Annotated in this window: 14 protein-coding genes; 6 read left to right on the forward strand and 8 right to left on the reverse strand. The window is 40.9% G+C overall.

Annotation, left to right across the window (positions count from 1 at the left end; genetic code table 11):
* Positions 1-26 precede the first annotated feature (26 nt).
* Entirely contained in the window at positions 27-746 is a 720-nt protein-coding gene (locus V7L20_RS23895; protein ID WP_334746469.1) for a hypothetical protein, read from the reverse strand.
* Positions 747-976: 230 nt separating this feature from the next.
* Here V7L20_RS23895 and V7L20_RS23900 point away from each other — a divergent pair, with 230 nt between their 5' ends.
* The 6 genes from V7L20_RS23900 to V7L20_RS23925 all read left to right on the forward strand — a co-directional run bounded on the left by V7L20_RS23900 (position 977) and on the right by V7L20_RS23925 (position 7,223).
* Positions 977-1,144 carry a hypothetical protein gene (locus V7L20_RS23900; protein WP_334746470.1) on the forward strand — a complete coding sequence of 56 codons (168 nt, stop codon included), beginning with the start codon at positions 977-979 and terminating at the stop codon, positions 1,142-1,144.
* A gap of 76 nt (positions 1,145-1,220) precedes the next feature.
* The gene (locus V7L20_RS23905) at positions 1,221-1,688 is read left to right on the forward strand and encodes a MarR family winged helix-turn-helix transcriptional regulator (RefSeq protein ID WP_334746471.1); all 468 of its coding nucleotides are present in this window, start codon (positions 1,221-1,223) and stop codon (positions 1,686-1,688) included.
* A gap of 161 nt (positions 1,689-1,849) precedes the next feature.
* Entirely contained in the window at positions 1,850-3,322 is a 1,473-nt protein-coding gene (locus V7L20_RS23910; RefSeq protein ID WP_334746472.1) for an HlyD family secretion protein, read from the forward strand.
* A 354-nt stretch (positions 3,323-3,676) separates the two neighbouring features.
* Positions 3,677-4,930: an MFS transporter gene (locus tag V7L20_RS23915; protein WP_334746473.1), complete on the forward strand. Its 1,254-nt coding sequence runs from the start codon at positions 3,677-3,679 to the stop codon at positions 4,928-4,930.
* Positions 4,931-5,028: 98 nt separating this feature from the next.
* A complete protein-coding gene (locus V7L20_RS23920) occupies positions 5,029-6,609 on the forward strand; it encodes a DHA2 family efflux MFS transporter permease subunit (RefSeq protein ID WP_334746474.1) in 1,581 nt (526 codons plus the stop codon).
* A 47-nt stretch (positions 6,610-6,656) separates the two neighbouring features.
* On the forward strand, positions 6,657-7,223 hold the full coding sequence (locus tag V7L20_RS23925) for a Uma2 family endonuclease (RefSeq protein WP_334746475.1): 567 nt from the start codon (positions 6,657-6,659) through the stop codon (positions 7,221-7,223).
* A 95-nt stretch (positions 7,224-7,318) separates the two neighbouring features.
* Here the strand turns inward: V7L20_RS23925 and mnmE are convergent, their stop codons facing one another.
* From mnmE to V7L20_RS23960, 7 genes are all read right to left on the reverse strand, one after another.
* On the reverse strand, positions 7,319-8,758 hold the full coding sequence (mnmE, locus tag V7L20_RS23930; protein ID WP_334746476.1) for a tRNA uridine-5-carboxymethylaminomethyl(34) synthesis GTPase MnmE: 1,440 nt from the start codon (positions 8,756-8,758) through the stop codon (positions 7,319-7,321).
* 75 nt (positions 8,759-8,833) lie between these two features.
* Positions 8,834-9,775 carry a GUN4 domain-containing protein gene (locus V7L20_RS23935; protein ID WP_334746477.1) on the reverse strand — a complete coding sequence of 314 codons (942 nt, stop codon included), beginning with the start codon at positions 9,773-9,775 and terminating at the stop codon, positions 8,834-8,836.
* Positions 9,776-10,053: 278 nt separating this feature from the next.
* Positions 10,054-11,187 carry a GUN4 domain-containing protein gene (locus tag V7L20_RS23940; RefSeq protein ID WP_334746478.1) on the reverse strand — a complete coding sequence of 378 codons (1,134 nt, stop codon included), beginning with the start codon at positions 11,185-11,187 and terminating at the stop codon, positions 10,054-10,056.
* A 23-nt stretch (positions 11,188-11,210) separates the two neighbouring features.
* Positions 11,211-11,735 carry a hypothetical protein gene (locus V7L20_RS23945; protein WP_334746479.1) on the reverse strand — a complete coding sequence of 175 codons (525 nt, stop codon included), beginning with the start codon at positions 11,733-11,735 and terminating at the stop codon, positions 11,211-11,213.
* Positions 11,736-12,807: 1,072 nt separating this feature from the next.
* Positions 12,808-14,433 (reverse strand): mucoidy inhibitor MuiA family protein, encoded by a 1,626-nt coding sequence (locus V7L20_RS23950; RefSeq protein ID WP_334746480.1) that lies wholly within the window; start codon positions 14,431-14,433, stop codon positions 12,808-12,810.
* Positions 14,434-14,608: 175 nt separating this feature from the next.
* Positions 14,609-15,550: a LysR family transcriptional regulator gene (locus V7L20_RS23955; protein WP_334746481.1), complete on the reverse strand. Its 942-nt coding sequence runs from the start codon at positions 15,548-15,550 to the stop codon at positions 14,609-14,611.
* A 250-nt stretch (positions 15,551-15,800) separates the two neighbouring features.
* Positions 15,801-16,589, reverse strand: a complete 789-nt coding sequence (locus tag V7L20_RS23960) for a BMC domain-containing protein (protein WP_334746482.1) — start codon at positions 16,587-16,589, stop codon at positions 15,801-15,803.
* Between the last annotated feature and the right edge of the window lie 6 nt (positions 16,590-16,595).

The raw sequence follows: 16,595 nt of genomic DNA on the forward strand, positions 1-16,595 counted from the left end.
CCTTTGATTATAATTGGAGATTCTGTTCAAGTCTTCGTTACTACTTTAATACATTCTGTTTTGAGAAGGACTAAATTATCAGTCTCAAAAACAGCACAAGAGTTCATTAATGTCGCTAAAACAGGTAAAGCTTTCTGTAAATTTGCGTTTGCTTGTTGTGCTGCTGGCTGATATTGTTGTAGCCAAGTGTTTTTAGTTATATATTCTGAATGGAATGCAGAACGTTCTAATAACCAAAAAGTTACATGGTATTTTTGGATAAAGTCTTTAACCTGATTAATATCTTCAGTATATTGGGCATTAAGAAGGTCAATCATCCGTTTACTAAATTGAGCGTAATATTTTGTATGGAAAGGTAAAGCATATTCTTTACCTACTAAAATTGTTCTTTGAGCAAAAATAGGTATGTTATCTGCTTCTTCAGAAGTAGAGGCTATGACAATATTTGGCGGTTGCTTTTGCAAAAAATTATATAATGTTGTAACTTTACCCTCTACATAAAGGGTTTTAGGAAAAACTTTTAAGCTGAAGCTGCTAGGGTAAAAAACGAGTCCTGCACCAAGGATTATAATAGTTCCCAAAATGAAAAATTGTTTCCCGTTTTCTCTTGACCATCGAAATGTAGCATCTAAAATCAAGATTATAGAGATTGCTGCTGCAATAGCAAGTACCATCCTAAAAGTATGATGTGTGTAACGGCTAGGCCAGTGCAGTTTAAAAGCTAAGGCATGGGCAGTAAAAAACATTATTAAACTAGCTATTACAAAGCCGAACTGTTTAGGTTAAGTTAAAAGGGTGGGTGTCGTTTTCCCATGTCATATTTCGGCTATAACTTGTGCAATGTGCTGGGTTTGGAATAGAAATTGAAATGTGACAAATCATCGTAAGCGTTCAGGGGGGTAACGAGAGAATGATCGCTTCAATTCTTCAATCTCGTCCTACCTACGATGTGTAAATAGACGCTAAAACCAAAGTATTGCTTAATTTCTATCTTTCTATTCACCCCCAACAAGTAGCCTCTATTTCCCAAATACCAGCTTTGAGCTATGCTTGGATATATGCTGATCAATCTCCTAAATTATCTCGACCTCACCGCATTATCGGCACTGTCAAAGAGTACCAGTTGATTGAATTTATTCCCTAAGACAGATGTCAAGCAACTATTGCTAAAAAAATTAATCCAGTTATAATAATAGTACGCATACTAAGTATTTTGCTAAATGGTTTCTACATCTAATCACTCTCCAGCTTTAGATTCGTGGCAGCAAAATCTGGCACCATACAATTTGGGCTACAGAATCAAATTGGTCTCACAACTGCTCAGTCGCAAGTTTACAGATAGGCTAGAACCTTTTGGTCTAACGCCATTTCACTGGTTAGTGTTGTGCTGTTTATGGCAAGAAGATGGTTTACCAACTTCTAGTATTGGGGACAAACTCAAACAAGTAGGAGGGACTTTAACAGGCGTACTTGATCGGATGGAAGAGCGCGGCTTGGTGCGTCGAGAACGCGACACTCACGATCGCCGCATCTGGCGAATCTGGCTAACTGATGCAGGTAAGGAACTAGAAACTGTTCTACCCCCAATTGCCGCAGCAGTGCGTGATGAAGCGATGGAAGGTATTTCCTTTGCTGACCGAGAACTGTTTTCCCAAATCTTGAATCGGGCGATCGCTAATCTCTCCTAAAGATGATCCCATAATCACCCGACTGGGGGAAGTGATGTAAAGATTTATTTTGAGATAATAGTACGCATACTAAAAAAAAAATAATTTTTTACCTAAATACTACGCATTCTAAATAAAAGACTATCAATCAATTTGCTGAACGAATAAACGAGGTAATAATCATGGGTGCTAATACTTTTAACGGACGCAACGGACACAAAACCCCAGTTTTAGAAAAACAATTGATTCCTGATTCAGAGACTTTAGAAACTGTGACAACAAAAACATCCACAACAGCAGAAGCACCTGTTGTAACACCTGAGATAGAAAAAGAAAAAGTAGTTCCACCGAAGCGCAAAAGACCAAATGGTTTAATTTTGGCTGCATTAGGCGTGGGTGCGATCGCCGCAAGTGGTTTTGGTTATCACTATTGGCAATACGCCTCCACCCATCAGGAAACAGACAACGCCACTGTTGTCGGAAACATTCACCAAGTTAGTAGCCGCATTGCCGGAACTGTAAGTGAAGTGCTTGTGAATGATAACCAATTGGTGCAACCAGGACAACTGTTGGCGAAGTTAGATCCACGAGACTATCAAAGTCAAGTACAACAAGCACAAGCCGCCCTAGAAAATGCTCGTGGTCAGGCGCAAGCTGCCCAAGCAAATATTGCCTTAAGTTCACAAACCACCACGGGTAAGACAACTCAAGCACAGGGTGATGTTAGCAGTGCGGTAGCAGCAATTTCTACAGCACAAGCAGCAGTACAAGAAGCCCAAGCTGGGATTCCCGCATCCCTTGCAGCAGTACAAGAAGCTCAAGCTGGGATTCCTGCCGCCCAAGCGCAGGTAGCGCAAACAAATGCGAATTTGGAAAAAGCCCAAGCAGATTACAATCGTTACAACGAATTGTATAAAACAGGTGCGATTCCTCGCCAGCAGCTAGATACAGCCAAGGCAGCTTATGATGTAGCGACTGCACAGAAAAACGCCGCTATTCAGGGAGTACAACAAGCCCAAGCCAAGTTAGCCTCTGCCAAAGTTGGTGTAGCTCAAGCTCAGTCTCAATTAGCACAGGCGCAAGAAAATGTCACCAACGCCCAAGCTAAATTGGCAGCATCTAAGGGAGGATTGCAACAAGCTACCGCAGGTGGACAAGATACCACAGTCAAACGTAGCCAATATGAAGCAGCAAAAGCAGCGATCGCGCAATCGGAAGCATCGCTAAAAAACGCACAATTGCAACTATCTTATGTTAATATTACTGCCCCTAGTGCCGGACGGGTAGGTAGAAAAAGTGCGGAAGTTGGTAACCGAGTCCAAGCGGGAACACCATTAATGGCGATCGTGGATAACAACTATTGGGTAGTTGCGAACTTCAAAGAAACTCAGTTAGAAAAAATGCATCCAGGAGAACCAGTAGAAATCAAGCTGGATACTTTTCCTCATCATACCTTTATTGGTCGTGTTGACAGTATTTCGCCAGCTTCCGGTGCTCAGTTTGCTTTATTACCACCGGATAACGCTACAGGTAACTTTACCAAGATTGTGCAGCGCATTCCAGTAAAAATAGTTTTTGACCAAAAGAGCATTCAAGGATACGAATTACGGATTACTCCGGGGATGTCTGCGGAAGTTGCTGTAGAAGTCAAGTAATATAGCAAGGGACTGGGGACTGGGTGAAAAGTCTTTTTGTGTCTAAGTTTTATCATCTGTTGATGTCGTAATCACTAAGGCTTTTGCTATATCATGTCCCTCAAATTACCCATAAAAGAACCCCACCCCTAATCCTTAAGAGCCTGTGGGAAGGGGAGACAAAGCATAGCTTTGGTAGGGTGGGCTTCTTGGGGTTTAGTAGGTAATCAACCGGACATCATTAATAGGAAATTGCCAACAAACAGATTGAAAAACCTCTTTCTACCTATGACATTCTCATACATCTAAAGACAGGCGTAAGAGATGAGGTGAGATGATATTTATGAAAGCAGATTGGTATAAAGCAAGCCTGATATGAAAAAACCGCTACTACCTGCTTTAAGATCAAGAAACTACCAGCTGTTTTTTGCCGGACAAGGTATTTCCCTAATTGGGACGTGGATGACGCAACTTGCCACGATTTGGCTAGTTTATGACTTGACAAACTCTCCATTAATGCTAGGAGTTGTAGGATTTTCGAGTCAAATTCCTAGCTTTTTTTTAGCTCCCTTTGGCGGAGTCTTTGTAGATCGCTTTTCTCGGTATCGTACCTTAATTGGTACGCAAGTATTGGCGATGATTCAATCGTTAACATTAGCAGTGCTGGCGCTGACTGATACGATCCAGGTATGGCACATTATCGCCTTGAGTTTGTTGCAAGGATTTATTAACGCCTTAGATGCACCCGCCCGCCAAGCTTTTGTGCCAGAATTGGTTGAACACAGAGAAGATTTAGCCAATGCGATCGCTATCAATTCCACGACGATCAACGGTGCTAGATTAATTGGTCCTGCGATCGGGGGTTTATTAATTGCCAGGGTTGGAACTGCTTATTGTTTTTTATTTGATGGTTTGAGCTACATTGCTGTAATCGCCGCTTTATTAGCAATGAAAGTTAAACCTTGGAAAAATGTAGTAATTGACGGTAATCCCTTGCAGAAAGTCAAAGAGGGATTTATATATGCCTTTAGTTTCCCACCCATTCGATCAATCTTATTGCTATCAGCTTTAGTCAGCCTCATGGGGCTGCAAAACACTATTCTTGTACCAATTATTGCAGAACAAGTTCTTAAAGGTGGTGCAGAAAGTTTGGGTTTTTTGATGGCGGCTTCTGGAGTTGGAGCCTTAACTGGTGGTATTTATCTAACTACGCGTCAAACAATCTTAGGAATTGGTAAATTGATTGCTTTAGCACCAGCAATTTTAGGAATTGGTCTAATTGCCTTTTCATTGTCTCGATTTTTACCACTCTCTTTATTCACAATGTTATTTGTTGGCTTAGGTACAATTCTCCAAATTGCTGCTAGCAACACCTTTTTACAAACAATTGTTGAGGATGACAAACGTGGGAGATTGATGAGCTTATACACAATGTCATTTTTAGGGATGATTCCCGTGGGTAATTTATTGGGAGGTTTTTTAGCTAATCATATTGGCGCTCCCAACACTTTGATGATTGATGGTATAGTTTGTATTTTAGGGTCGATAGTTTTTAGCAGACAGTTGCCTGCTTTAAGGCAAATAATGCGTCCAATTTATGAGCAAAAGGGTATTTTTAAAGCTCAGTAAGTTTAAGTAGGAATCATATTTTAATTTCGCTGTGCAGAGAAAACAATAAGATTTAATCAGAAATTTTTTATAACTTAAGTTTGAAACAGGAAAAAACTATGGCAAATACAGGCGTAATTGGTCAGCAAGCACCACCAGAAAATGTTTCACTAAAAACTTGGATTGGTGTATTAGCCAGTATGCTTGGTGCATTTATGGCAGTATTGGATATTCAAATAACTAATGCTTCGCTGCAAGATATTCAAGCAAGTTTAGGAGCAACCCTAGAAGAAGGTTCTTGGATTTCTACAGCGTATCTCGTAGCAGAAATTGTGGTAATTCCCTTAACAGGATGGTTATCACGGGTGTTTTCTCTACAACGTTATTTGATAGTAAATACTGCACTATTTATTTTCTTTTCTATATGCTGTGCTTGGTCGTGGGATCTAAATTCCATGATTTTATTTCGCGCCTTACAAGGTTTTACAGGAGGAGTATTAATTCCCACTGCTATGACAGTTGTATTAACTACTTTACCCCAATCTAAGCAATCAGTTGGACTGGCTGCATTTGGGTTTAGTGCAGTTTTTGCACCTTCAATTGGGCCAACATTAGGAGGTTGGTTAACAGAAAACTTTGGTTGGGAATACAACTTTTATATAAATGTAATTCCTGGAGCATTAATGCTAACTGGTGTTTGGTATGGAATTAAGCAAGAAAAACCCCAAATTAATTTACTGAAACAAGGTGACTGGTGGGGAATTATTGCAATGGCTATTGGCTTAGGTTCCCTACAAGTTGTTTTAGAAGAAGGTAGCCGCAAAGATTGGTTTGGTTCAGCGTTAATTGTCCGCTTAACTATAATTGCAGTAATTTTTTTGGCGATATTTTTCTTTATAGAATTAACTCGAAAGCAACCATTTATTAATTTACAACTTTTGTCTAGACGTAACTTTGGTTTAGCAAGTGTTGTTAATGTGTCGTTAGGAGTAGGGTTGTATGGTTCAATTTATATTTTACCGTTGTATCTTGCCCAAATTCAACAATACAATGCGTTACAAATTGGTGAAGTGTTAATTTGGGCTGGTATTCCCCAACTGTTTATTATTCCCCTCATCCCCAAATTGATGCAACGTATTGATGTGCGGTTAATGGTAGCTGTTGGTGTGACTTTGTTTTCCATCAGTGCATTTATGAACTCTGGAATGACTAATGAAACAGGATTAGATCAGTTACGGTGGTCGCAAATTGTGCGGGCAATGGGACAACCCTTAATTATGGTACCACTTAGTTCTATCGCCACTGGTGGATTAAGTCCGAAAGAAGCAGGTTCAGCAAGTGGTTTATTTAATATGATGCGGAATATGGGCGGTTCTATCGGAATTGCATCTTTAGCAACATTGTTAACTAATAGAGAGCAATTTCACTCAAATAGATTGGGTGATGGAGTATCTTTATATAACCCAGAAACTCAACAGCGAATTGACCAAATGACGCAGTATTTTATCAGTAAGGGAGCAGATTTAAGTACAGCACAAAATCAGGCGATCGCATCTATATCCAACATCGTCCGCCGCGAAGCATTTGTGCTGGCTTTTAACGATTGTTTCTATTTTATTGGTATTGCCTTATTACTTAGTGGTCTTGCTATTTTATTCCTTAAAAAGGTCAAGGCAACTGGTGGCGCTGTTGCTCATTAAATTTGTTGTATAAGTTAAAATGTTTGATAAAACTCTAAGGTACTAAAATGGTCATTAGCCAAAGTGAGTACTATATCTCTCCAGAAGAATATCTAGAAGGCGAGAAAGGAAGTGAAATCAAACACGAGTATATTGATGGGCAAGTCTACGCAATAGCAGGGGCAAATGATGCTCATGTCACAGTTAGCATGAATGTCTCAATGCTATTACGCAATCATCTCCGAGGTAGTGATTGCCGTGTCTACATGTTAGACATGAAAGTACAAATTGATGTGATAAATCGCTATTTTTATCCTGATGTAATGGTAAGTTGTGATCCACAAGATAGAGAATCTGAATATTTTAAGTCTCATCCTTGTTTAATTATCGAAGTGCTTTCTGAGTCAACAGAAAGCTATGATAGAGGCAAGAAATTCGCTAGTTACCGACACTTAAAATCACTACAAGAATATGTGCTAATTTCACCAGACCAAATGAGTGTTGAATGCTTCCGTCGCAATCAGGAAGGACATTGGGTACTTTACCCTTATGAGAAAGAAGAAGTGCATTTAACTAGCGTTGATTTTCGGTGTGCGATCGCAGAAATATATGAAGATGTAGTATTAGTACCCTAATCTAATATTTCGAGGTCAATTCCTAAAGTATTGAGTTGTTTAGGAGAAAGAGTACGCTCAAACCTTGGCTGTAAGGTAGTCTATTTATAGATAAATTACTTTCCAATACAAAACTTGCTAAAAATCTTATCTAAAACTGATTCTGTAACCTCTTCTCCAGTAATTTGTCCTAGTGCTTGAATCGTACCCCGTAAGTCAATTGTCCAAAAATCAAGAGGTAACTGTTGGGCAATTGTTGCTTGTACTTGTTCCAAAGAAATTTTCGCTTGAGTTAATGCTGCTGCTTGCCTTTGGTTAATGGCTAAATCCATATCAGCAGCTTGGACTTTTCCCGATTTAATTATCTCTAAAATTGCTGTTTCTAAAGCATCAATGCCTTGATTTTGGGCTGCTGCTGTGACAATTTTATATTTTAGATTTGGGACTTCGACTTCTCTACGAGACGCTGCGCGAACGCTCAGTCGAACAATTTGGGATTGAAGATTTTTGCTTTCCCTTTCTTCTACTAAATCGATTTTGTTAATAACTAAAATTAATGGACGGTGTTGCACTTGTTCGTAAATTTCTTGATCGCCTTGCGTCCAATCGGCTGAAGCATCGATGGTAAGCAAGACTAAATCAGCTGCATTAGCGGCACGACGCGATCGCTCGACACCAATTTTTTCCACTTGGTCTGTTGTTTCCCGAATTCCGGCAGTATCTAGCACTTGTATGGGAATTCCCCCAACAACTAACTGAGATTCCACCACATCACGAGTTGTACCGGGTAAGTCAGTCACAATGGCGCGATCGCTCTGGCTCCAAGCGTTCAATAAGCTCGACTTACCCACATTCGGACGCCCCACAATTGCCACTTTTAAACCTGTGCGTAGCAACTCACCTTTGTCTTTAGTTGCCAATAACCTAGTTATTTCTGCGGCAATTTTCTTAATTTCTGATATTATGACTTTATCATCCAACGGAGGCAGGTCTTCTTCAAAATCGATTCGAGCTTCGATTTCTGCCAAAATATCTAAGCAGTTGGCGCGTAACTGCCGGATCGGATCAGCTAATTTTCCCTGCAAACCAGCTAAGGCAGTTTGGGCAGCTTGGGGCGATCGCGCTCCCACTAAATCAGCAATACCTTCGGCTTGAGTTAAATCTAATCGTCCATTTAAAAAGGCACGGAGAGTAAATTCTCCCGGTTGTGCTAACCTCGCGCCATTTTCCAAACATAGTTGTAACACCTGCTGTACTGCCATAATTCCCCCGTGGCAATGGAATTCCACCACATCTTCACGGGTGTAAGAACGGGGTGCTTTCATGATCAGCAACAGCGTTTCATCCACCAATTGTTGCGTCTGGGGATGGCGAATGTAACCGTAGAGAATTCGGTGACTTTCCCAAACTTGCCGCCCTGGTGCGTGAAAGAGAGTTTGGGCAATCACCATTGCTTGGGAACCCGATACCCGCACAATGCCAACGCTACCCTGTTGGGGGACAACAGCAGTAGCGATCGCAGCGATGGTTCCAGTAGTGGCAAAGAGTTCCGACATGAGCGCTCTTGATCAAAATGAGGAGTTAAGAGTTAGGAGTGAAAATCATACAAGTGCCAGGTATTATATATAAGGTTACAATTGGCAAGCCTCAACGCGAGAAGAGAGAATGCGCCGCAACCATCGCTCACTAAAAAAGTTATGCCACGGTAGGCTCCCCATATCTCCACCATTTTCTTCTATACGCTTAAGTACTTGATCGCGACTCGCCCAACAATTTCTCATTTCATTGTCTGTATCTCCTTTATACCATCCAACTGCTTTGGCAAACTGAAGATAATTTTTAGAATCTTTGTCAGTCCAGTTTTGCGGTTGGATACCCAAGCTATTCCCTGTCTTAATCCATATTTCCTTTTGCACACTAAAGCCAAAACGTTTGTCTGAGTTAGCAACCCAAAGCTGGTCTATTTTCCGTAAGTCCGGACAAGAAAAACTATTAATGCTGTCATAATCTAAATATTTTTCTTTTTTAGCGATATTGAGTATGAGTCGGTATGTTTGGTTATCAGCTTCTAGCCAGTTTTTAACCTTCAAAAAGTATTCAAGCTGAGTATATAAATGTTGAGTAATATCTTCATACTTTGGAGCGGTTGTGTCAGAAAATTGCTGTTGTAGTACTTCAACAATTTTACTTACAACATAATCCATCCCGTGAGAAGTCTTCACTGCTAACCTGTCAGCTAAAGTGGGAGAGTACCTTAAAACGTCATCAAAGTTCACTTCATACCAAATGGGTAGTATGACCTTTGAACCATTTATTTCCCTTGCCATCAGCCCGTCTAATTCTCGCTGTGGCCATTCTTTTCTTAAGAAATTAGGACTAATTACAACAATTCCATATTTTGAATTTGCAAGACCATAGTCAATTGAACGGCGCAGACTGTCTCCCAGCCTCAAAGAAAACTCATCATACCAGACCTCATAACCTATGTCTTTTAACTTTTTAGCTAGAGGTGTAACAAAGCTATCTTTGTCTTCACTTGCATGAGAGATAAATACATCATGTTTGTATGCCATAATTACTTACCTCTAAATCTATTTGTTTACACCAGCAATAATTGCCAACGCACTGGCGTACACTTAAGTGCATCGCTTTTTAGAGATGATGGTTCTATAGAAATTGTATCTGCACAAATCTATAAATGTACAAGTTACTATTCCAGAAAGATGTTATCAGTCTCAGTAGATTTTTGATAGCTTGGTTTCCAGGCATCGCTCTTAAAGACTGCTTAATGCCAGGTATCGGATGGGTGGATTGCTGATTATATCGTGAAAAAGGGCATTGTAATAAATCTTTATAGCACTCGGATGCCCTCATCGTCATCGATTACACTTTCAAAAGTCTGGATGTGAGATAAAAGAATTTTCATCCGGGAGGGGTCGAATTTTAACGAGGGATCGCCTCCTACCAAAGATTTCGCAATCCCACGGGCGATTTCTCCGCGCAATTCATTTTCTAATGTGAGCCAGAAATTTTGCCATTGCTGGGAGGTAATTCTCGTTGGATTCTGCCAATTTGTCATCAACTGTTTCAGTTCTTGATAAACTACTCCAACTCTCTTTTTTCTTAAAACAATCGGGAGATGCCCTTCCGGTGCATAATAGATATTAAAGGTTACATCAGAGTACTTGAGCCAATTTCCCAAAATTCCCCTTCCGTATCTCCATCCGACGAGTTCGCCAAACTCTTTGTAGTTTTCATCAACGCTTTCCCAGATGCGCTTTTGCACACTAAAGCCAAAGCGTCCATCGCTATATTTTACCCAAAGTTGGTCAATAGTGTGTAAGTCTTTGTAGGGAAAGTTTTCGATAGATTTATAATCTAACCAGCCATCTTTTTCTCTACCAGTTACTTTAAGCATGACAGCCAAAGTTTCTTTATCTGCTTCTTTCCACTTCTGTTCTGCTAGCAAGTCACGGAGTTTGGTGTAATCTACATTATTGCGCTCATCAGGAAAATTATTAGAGTCATATACCTGCCACGGCTGTCCTGTTATAGCTACAATTAGTTTTCTAATTGAAAAGTCAGATTTACGCACATCAACCATTTGATAATCAAATAACCACCCTTGCGGTAAATTGTAGTACTTGTTCTGAATATCTTGTAATGTTCCTCTGCGGTTTCGTAGTATTACCAATCCTACGCGAAGCTGAGGTAGTTCGTTCTCTTTACGCCGAGAGATTTCGTCGTAAACGGTTCTTATTTCATCTTTTTGCCACTCTCCAAATCCTGACGAACCAAGGAATACAGCAATAGCATCCATCTTAATAATATTGTTTGTTATATATTTCTTCCAATCCTCAAACCCCAAGATATGCTTCTCATCCATCCAAGTTTCAAGTCCTTGTTGGCGTAGCTTCTGTTCAATTTCTCTTACCTCTAGCTTGTCGTCACTGTTATGACAAATAAATACCTTATACTGGGACATAATTATACCTCAGCTTTTCTTTACTACTCGTTTACACCTACAATAATTGCCAATGCATGGGCATACTTTTCCAAATCTCTTCTCAGCAATTCCAACTCAGCACGCAACTTCGGCTCTTCAGACCAATTGCGCTCGTGCTCTTTTGGACTCAGGTGAGGTGGGCGCTGCGCTTCCCAAGTTTGCAGTAGTGGATGCCATTTTGCAAGGAAGGGACGCAGACCATTATTGAGGACGGCGATCGCAATACCTCCTACTGACTCACGAGATGCACCAACATTTGGACCGGCTTCTTTCAGGACTTGGCGTGTGACCCCAAACAAGCTATACAAAGAGTTCAAAGCCTCACGTACAAGCCCCGTGTCAACTTCCAAAGGTTGCACAGCAATGCGTGTTACCAGTTCAATGTAAAGTGACCATGCTGCTTTGCGTTCTGCGGGGTCTGTTTCCCACTCAGCAGAACCAATCCCAAAAGGAAGACTTACGGATACTTTCTTTAAGAAAGCAGAATCTTCTCTCAATCCTAAAAACTCTTTTAACCAAGACCACATAATAATTTACTAAAATTTTGGTAGTACTAACTTATCTTCTTCTGGAGCTAGAAATACCCTTAAACGGCTGCCGATATCTCTGTTACCTCGGTAGACACATTATACGTATTTACTTATCTTTACACACTTTGGTTTTTTCACCTCGTTCTACTTAATCCTCAATCTGCTACTTGTTTTGCCAACTACTACAAAATGCTTAAAAGCAGTGGACAGCAAAGCGCCCCAAATGTACTGAAGTGGGCAAAGCTGAATCCACCCCCAAAGCGGTTGCTAGATGTAGCAGGTAGACCTGCCGAATATAGTATTGCGTTTTGCCAGAAATATAATAGATGATTTGTCGTACCACAAAGTTGACAGCACTAGTCTTTTTCGACAGCCCGAATTCAATAAACAACTGCCCGAATTCAATAAACGATCGCCTGAATTCAATAAAAGACTGCCCGAATTCAATAAACGATCGCCTGAATTCAATAAACGACTGCCTGAATTCAATAAACGATCGCCCGAATTCAATAAACCACTGCCCGAATTCAATAAACCACTGCCCGAATTCAATAAACCACTGCCCGAATTCAATATAGAAACAATTTAAAAATAACTAAAACAAACTGAGTATTGCCAGTGTCTGAAAAATGGTGGTAGTCAGTAGTTGGGTAGTCCCTTGGCGCTAGCCTCTCGCTTTGGTAAAAGGGGAGACGCTCTTGCTAGCTTGCTTAAGAGCAGGGGTACAAGTCGGGAAACCACAAGGGCAAAGTGGCTCCACAACCTACGCTGATTTTGGTTTTATTTATCAACTTGACTCCAGTGTTGGCAAAATATAGCGGTTCTCGGTTGAATCCAATACACTTGTAGGGGCACGGCAGTGCCGTGCCCCTACACGCGACGATATAATTTTGTATTGCATCCAACTAAGAACGGCTATACATTCATAATCGCGATCGCAAGTACACTAATACCAGGCACGTTTCACAAAGATCCAGCAGACAGAATTTTAGTTGCGATCGCCAAACGCTATGTTTAAATTTAACCTCTTCACTTCCCCAGCCTCCCCAACCTCCCCAGCCTCCGTTGTTTAAATATCTAATCCAACAACCATTAACTCAGGCGGATGTTCAACAATGAACTGGTAATATATCTCTCGTCGCTCTTGGGGTGAAATCGTTAAAATCCATTCCAAAATCCCCATTTCACCAAGTTGAATTTGCGGATTGCTGCGGCTGAGGCGCACCTTAATTTGCTCGTTGCGACTAACTGGCAATTGTTCAGTTACTTCCAGATTTACTTCTTTCTCTAATAAATTAGTAATGAACAAACGATAACTATAAGTAATCCGGCGTTGGTTGCTAATCAATCTTTTGTCTACCTGACGTTCAACTAAATCACGCTCAATTTTCAAGCCTTCATCAATCCCTAAGTTCAGTTTGAATTCTTGCCCTGGTGCAATATTATCTAACTGAGTTGTACCAATAAAAACATTGTCGCGGAAAATATTTGCTTTGCCTGGTAACAGAGTTGCACCGTTGGGATTATTTTTTACATTAGCTTGCAAATAAGCAAAGCTTACCAAGCGTGGCATTGCTAAATAATCGAAGCTACAAGGATAATCATCATTAAAAATTGTAGTTTTATGAGGTGCGCCATCACTGGGAATGTTACCGCCACTATTCAATTTAAAGGTAACTATACTCCCTTCTTTGGATACTTCTGCTGTAATGGTTTCTGCTGGAATCAGACTATCCTCTGCAACTTCATCTTGTTCTTGCCAATCTGCTCTAGGAACAGAAGCAGGCGGTTCTGCTATGGTAGGTAGGAGTGGTGGCTGGGCAGCAAATCGTCGTTGTCGTAACAGTTGTGGACGTGGAGCATCAATATACCAGGGTTCAAGTTTGGGTGGGAGTGTACCTAATCCCGGTTTAGCGGTAGAAAGGGTGAGATTTGTACCAATCCAATCTTCGCCGGTGCTTTGAGTGATTTCTGCAAGGTAGCTCAGATGTACAATATCGCTGGTGGTGCTAAAGCGCAAGTCATATAACGGAGTCCAACTGGCACGATTCACCAAATATGATACTTCTAACTCAAACTCACCTTCATCTGCAACTTCAACTCCTATAATTAAGCTAAAACTCTCTTTAGGATGGGGTGTTTGGATTATTTGCAATGAGGTGTGGAGGGCTTGTAGTTGTTTATCTAATTCTTGCTGTTGAGTTTTGCACTCTCCAGATGCGATCGCATACTCACTATACTGGCTTCCGAGAAAGTTCAAAAAATCTAAAGTTTCGCTAAGACTGAGATTTTTCCGAGACAAACTCTGTGCAAAGGGTTCCTCTGTTTTTTCACGCAACCCGTCGATAAAACTAGACTGCAATGCTAAAGCATCTACTTGAGCTTGCAGGTGGCGTTTTTCTGCTTCTAACTGCTGAATTTGCCTTGTTAAATGTGCAAGCTCCGCTACAGGTTCAGTGGTGTAGATGCGATCGCTACTTACTCCCAGCAAACGCACCCCTATCGTACCAGTACCACTAACTCTGACAGACTCAGTTTCCATCTCTGGTACTGGGCTAATTACTAGTTCTTGTTCAATTCCTGTTAAATCAACTACACCCCGCCGTGTAACCAATGCTCTGTCAGCATACATGGTAACAGCTACAATCTCGCTTTGTACTGTTTTGCGCCAAGACGGTGTTTCCGGGTTAACCACTGCCAGTTTTCCCCCATTTTTAATGGTTCTGCTGGTTAATTGTCAATGCTTCCCGGTCTAGCCGTCAACCCCTTTAGGTAATTCGTAATTCGTAATGACGCGACGCTCCTGCGTCGCTAACGCTTCGCTATCGCGGACTCGCTACCGCTACGTTAACGTAATTCGTAATTATGAATTACCCGTGAGTTGGTTCAAGCGTACTAGAAGCATTATCAGCGTTTTGCTCTACAAAATTCTTCGCTGCACCCAGGAGATATTCATAATAGGCACGAGCGACGATCGATAGCTGCTTGCCAGATGGGTAAACCATGTACCAATTTCGCTGAATGGGGAAGTGTTGTACATCTAAAATGCTAAACTCTGAAGCGTCTAATAGTAAGGTATGACGGGATAAAACAGAAATTCCTAAACCACCTGCGATCGCTTGTTTAATTGCTTCGTTACTTCCCAATTCCAGCTTGACTTTTACTGTAACGCTTTCTTCTTCAAATAGACTTTGGACGGCGCGACGAGTTCCTGAACCTGGTTCCCGCATAATAAAAGGTTCGTTAGACAGGCGTTGGATCGGAATATTTTTTTCCTTAGATAACGGATGATTAACTGGTGCAAAAACTATCAAAGGGTTTTCTAAAAATGGTTCATAAGTCACATCCATATTCTCTGGAACTTGGCTCATAATATATAAGTCATCCAGATTATTACTCATCCGTTCCAAGATTTGCTCGTGATTCGTTACTTGCAGCGAGATATCAATCCCTGGATAAAGTTGACAAAACGGCCCTAACAAACGTGGGATAAAATATTTTGCTGTTGTAATCACTGCCAAACGTAATTGACCTTGTTTTAGCCCTTTTAAATCTGCTACCTTCATTTCATACTGGGCTATATTTTCAAAAATCTGCCGACAAGTAGCAAATAATTCCCGTCCTGCTTCGGTGAGATACAACCGCTTCCCTACTTGCTCAAATAATGGCAAACCTACCGATTTTGTTAGTTGCTTGATCTGCATCGAAACGGTAGGTTGAGTGAGAAACAATTCCTCAGCAGCGCGAGTAAAGCTACTGTGCCGTGCCGCAGCCTCGAATACCTTTAACTGGTGCAGCGTCGCTTGCTTCAAAGATGGTTCTCCTGTATATAGCTATTCATCGATATAAAACTAGATTACTAAACACTTGCAAATGCTATAGCGATGCTCATAGAAAGTTATGAGTTTTATATATTATAGACAAAACTCTATTACTTCTATTAAAAGAAAAGTATTTTATTTATGGATTTAAGAAGCTATTATCAGAACAACAAGAAAAGCGTAAGATTCCTTCCACTTCCCGATGAATGCTGAATGATGATTTTCCCAAATTCATCTATCATCATTCATCATTCCATAATTCTTCGGCAATTTTTGTCGGTAGCTTGGTCAAATCTGGTAATCTTAGTACCTCAATTTCGGCAACTTGTTCTTTAATATTCACTGGTAAGTTTAACGGTTCACGTTCTTCTATCCAGCAACTTGCTAATGGCAAGGTTTGCTCCATTTCGTCTAGTGGTCGGGGAATTACCATTACTGCATTTAATTCTCCAATGCGTTCTGCCTCAAACATTCCCGCTTCCACTGCTACTGCTACATTTGCTACGGAACCCCGAATAATCGCTGTACACAATCCTCCACCAATTTTTTCATAAGCTGCTAAATGAACATCAGCAGCTTTAAGCATGGCATCAGATGCTCCTACCATCGCTGGAAATCCTCGCGTTTCTACCAAGCCAATTGCTTGATTACTCAGACGGCTGTAATTTCCCTCTTCCATCAATTTAGTAAAACGAGTTGTGATAGGAAGTACTATATCTAGGTTAGGATAAGGTCGCGGAATCACCAAGCTAGAAACCAACTGACCAAACTGTTCAGCCGTTTGGACACCAGATTCTACAGCAAGACGCACATCAGCAATTCCACCCCGGATGATCGCAGTACAATGGCCGCCACCAATTTTTTCATACCCAACTAGGTGAACCCCTGCTGATTTGAGCATCATATCTGCTGTTCCAACTATTGCTGGAAAGCTACGGGTAGAAACTAAACCCAAAGCAGTGTCCTGGAAGGTTTCTTGACTACTCACTCGCTGTCTGGTAATCATAGACCGTTGATTAGATGTTTCCATTATGAA

The organism is Nostoc sp. (assembly GCF_036916735.1).
Taxonomy (GTDB): Bacteria; Cyanobacteriota; Cyanobacteriia; order Cyanobacteriales; family Nostocaceae; genus Nostoc.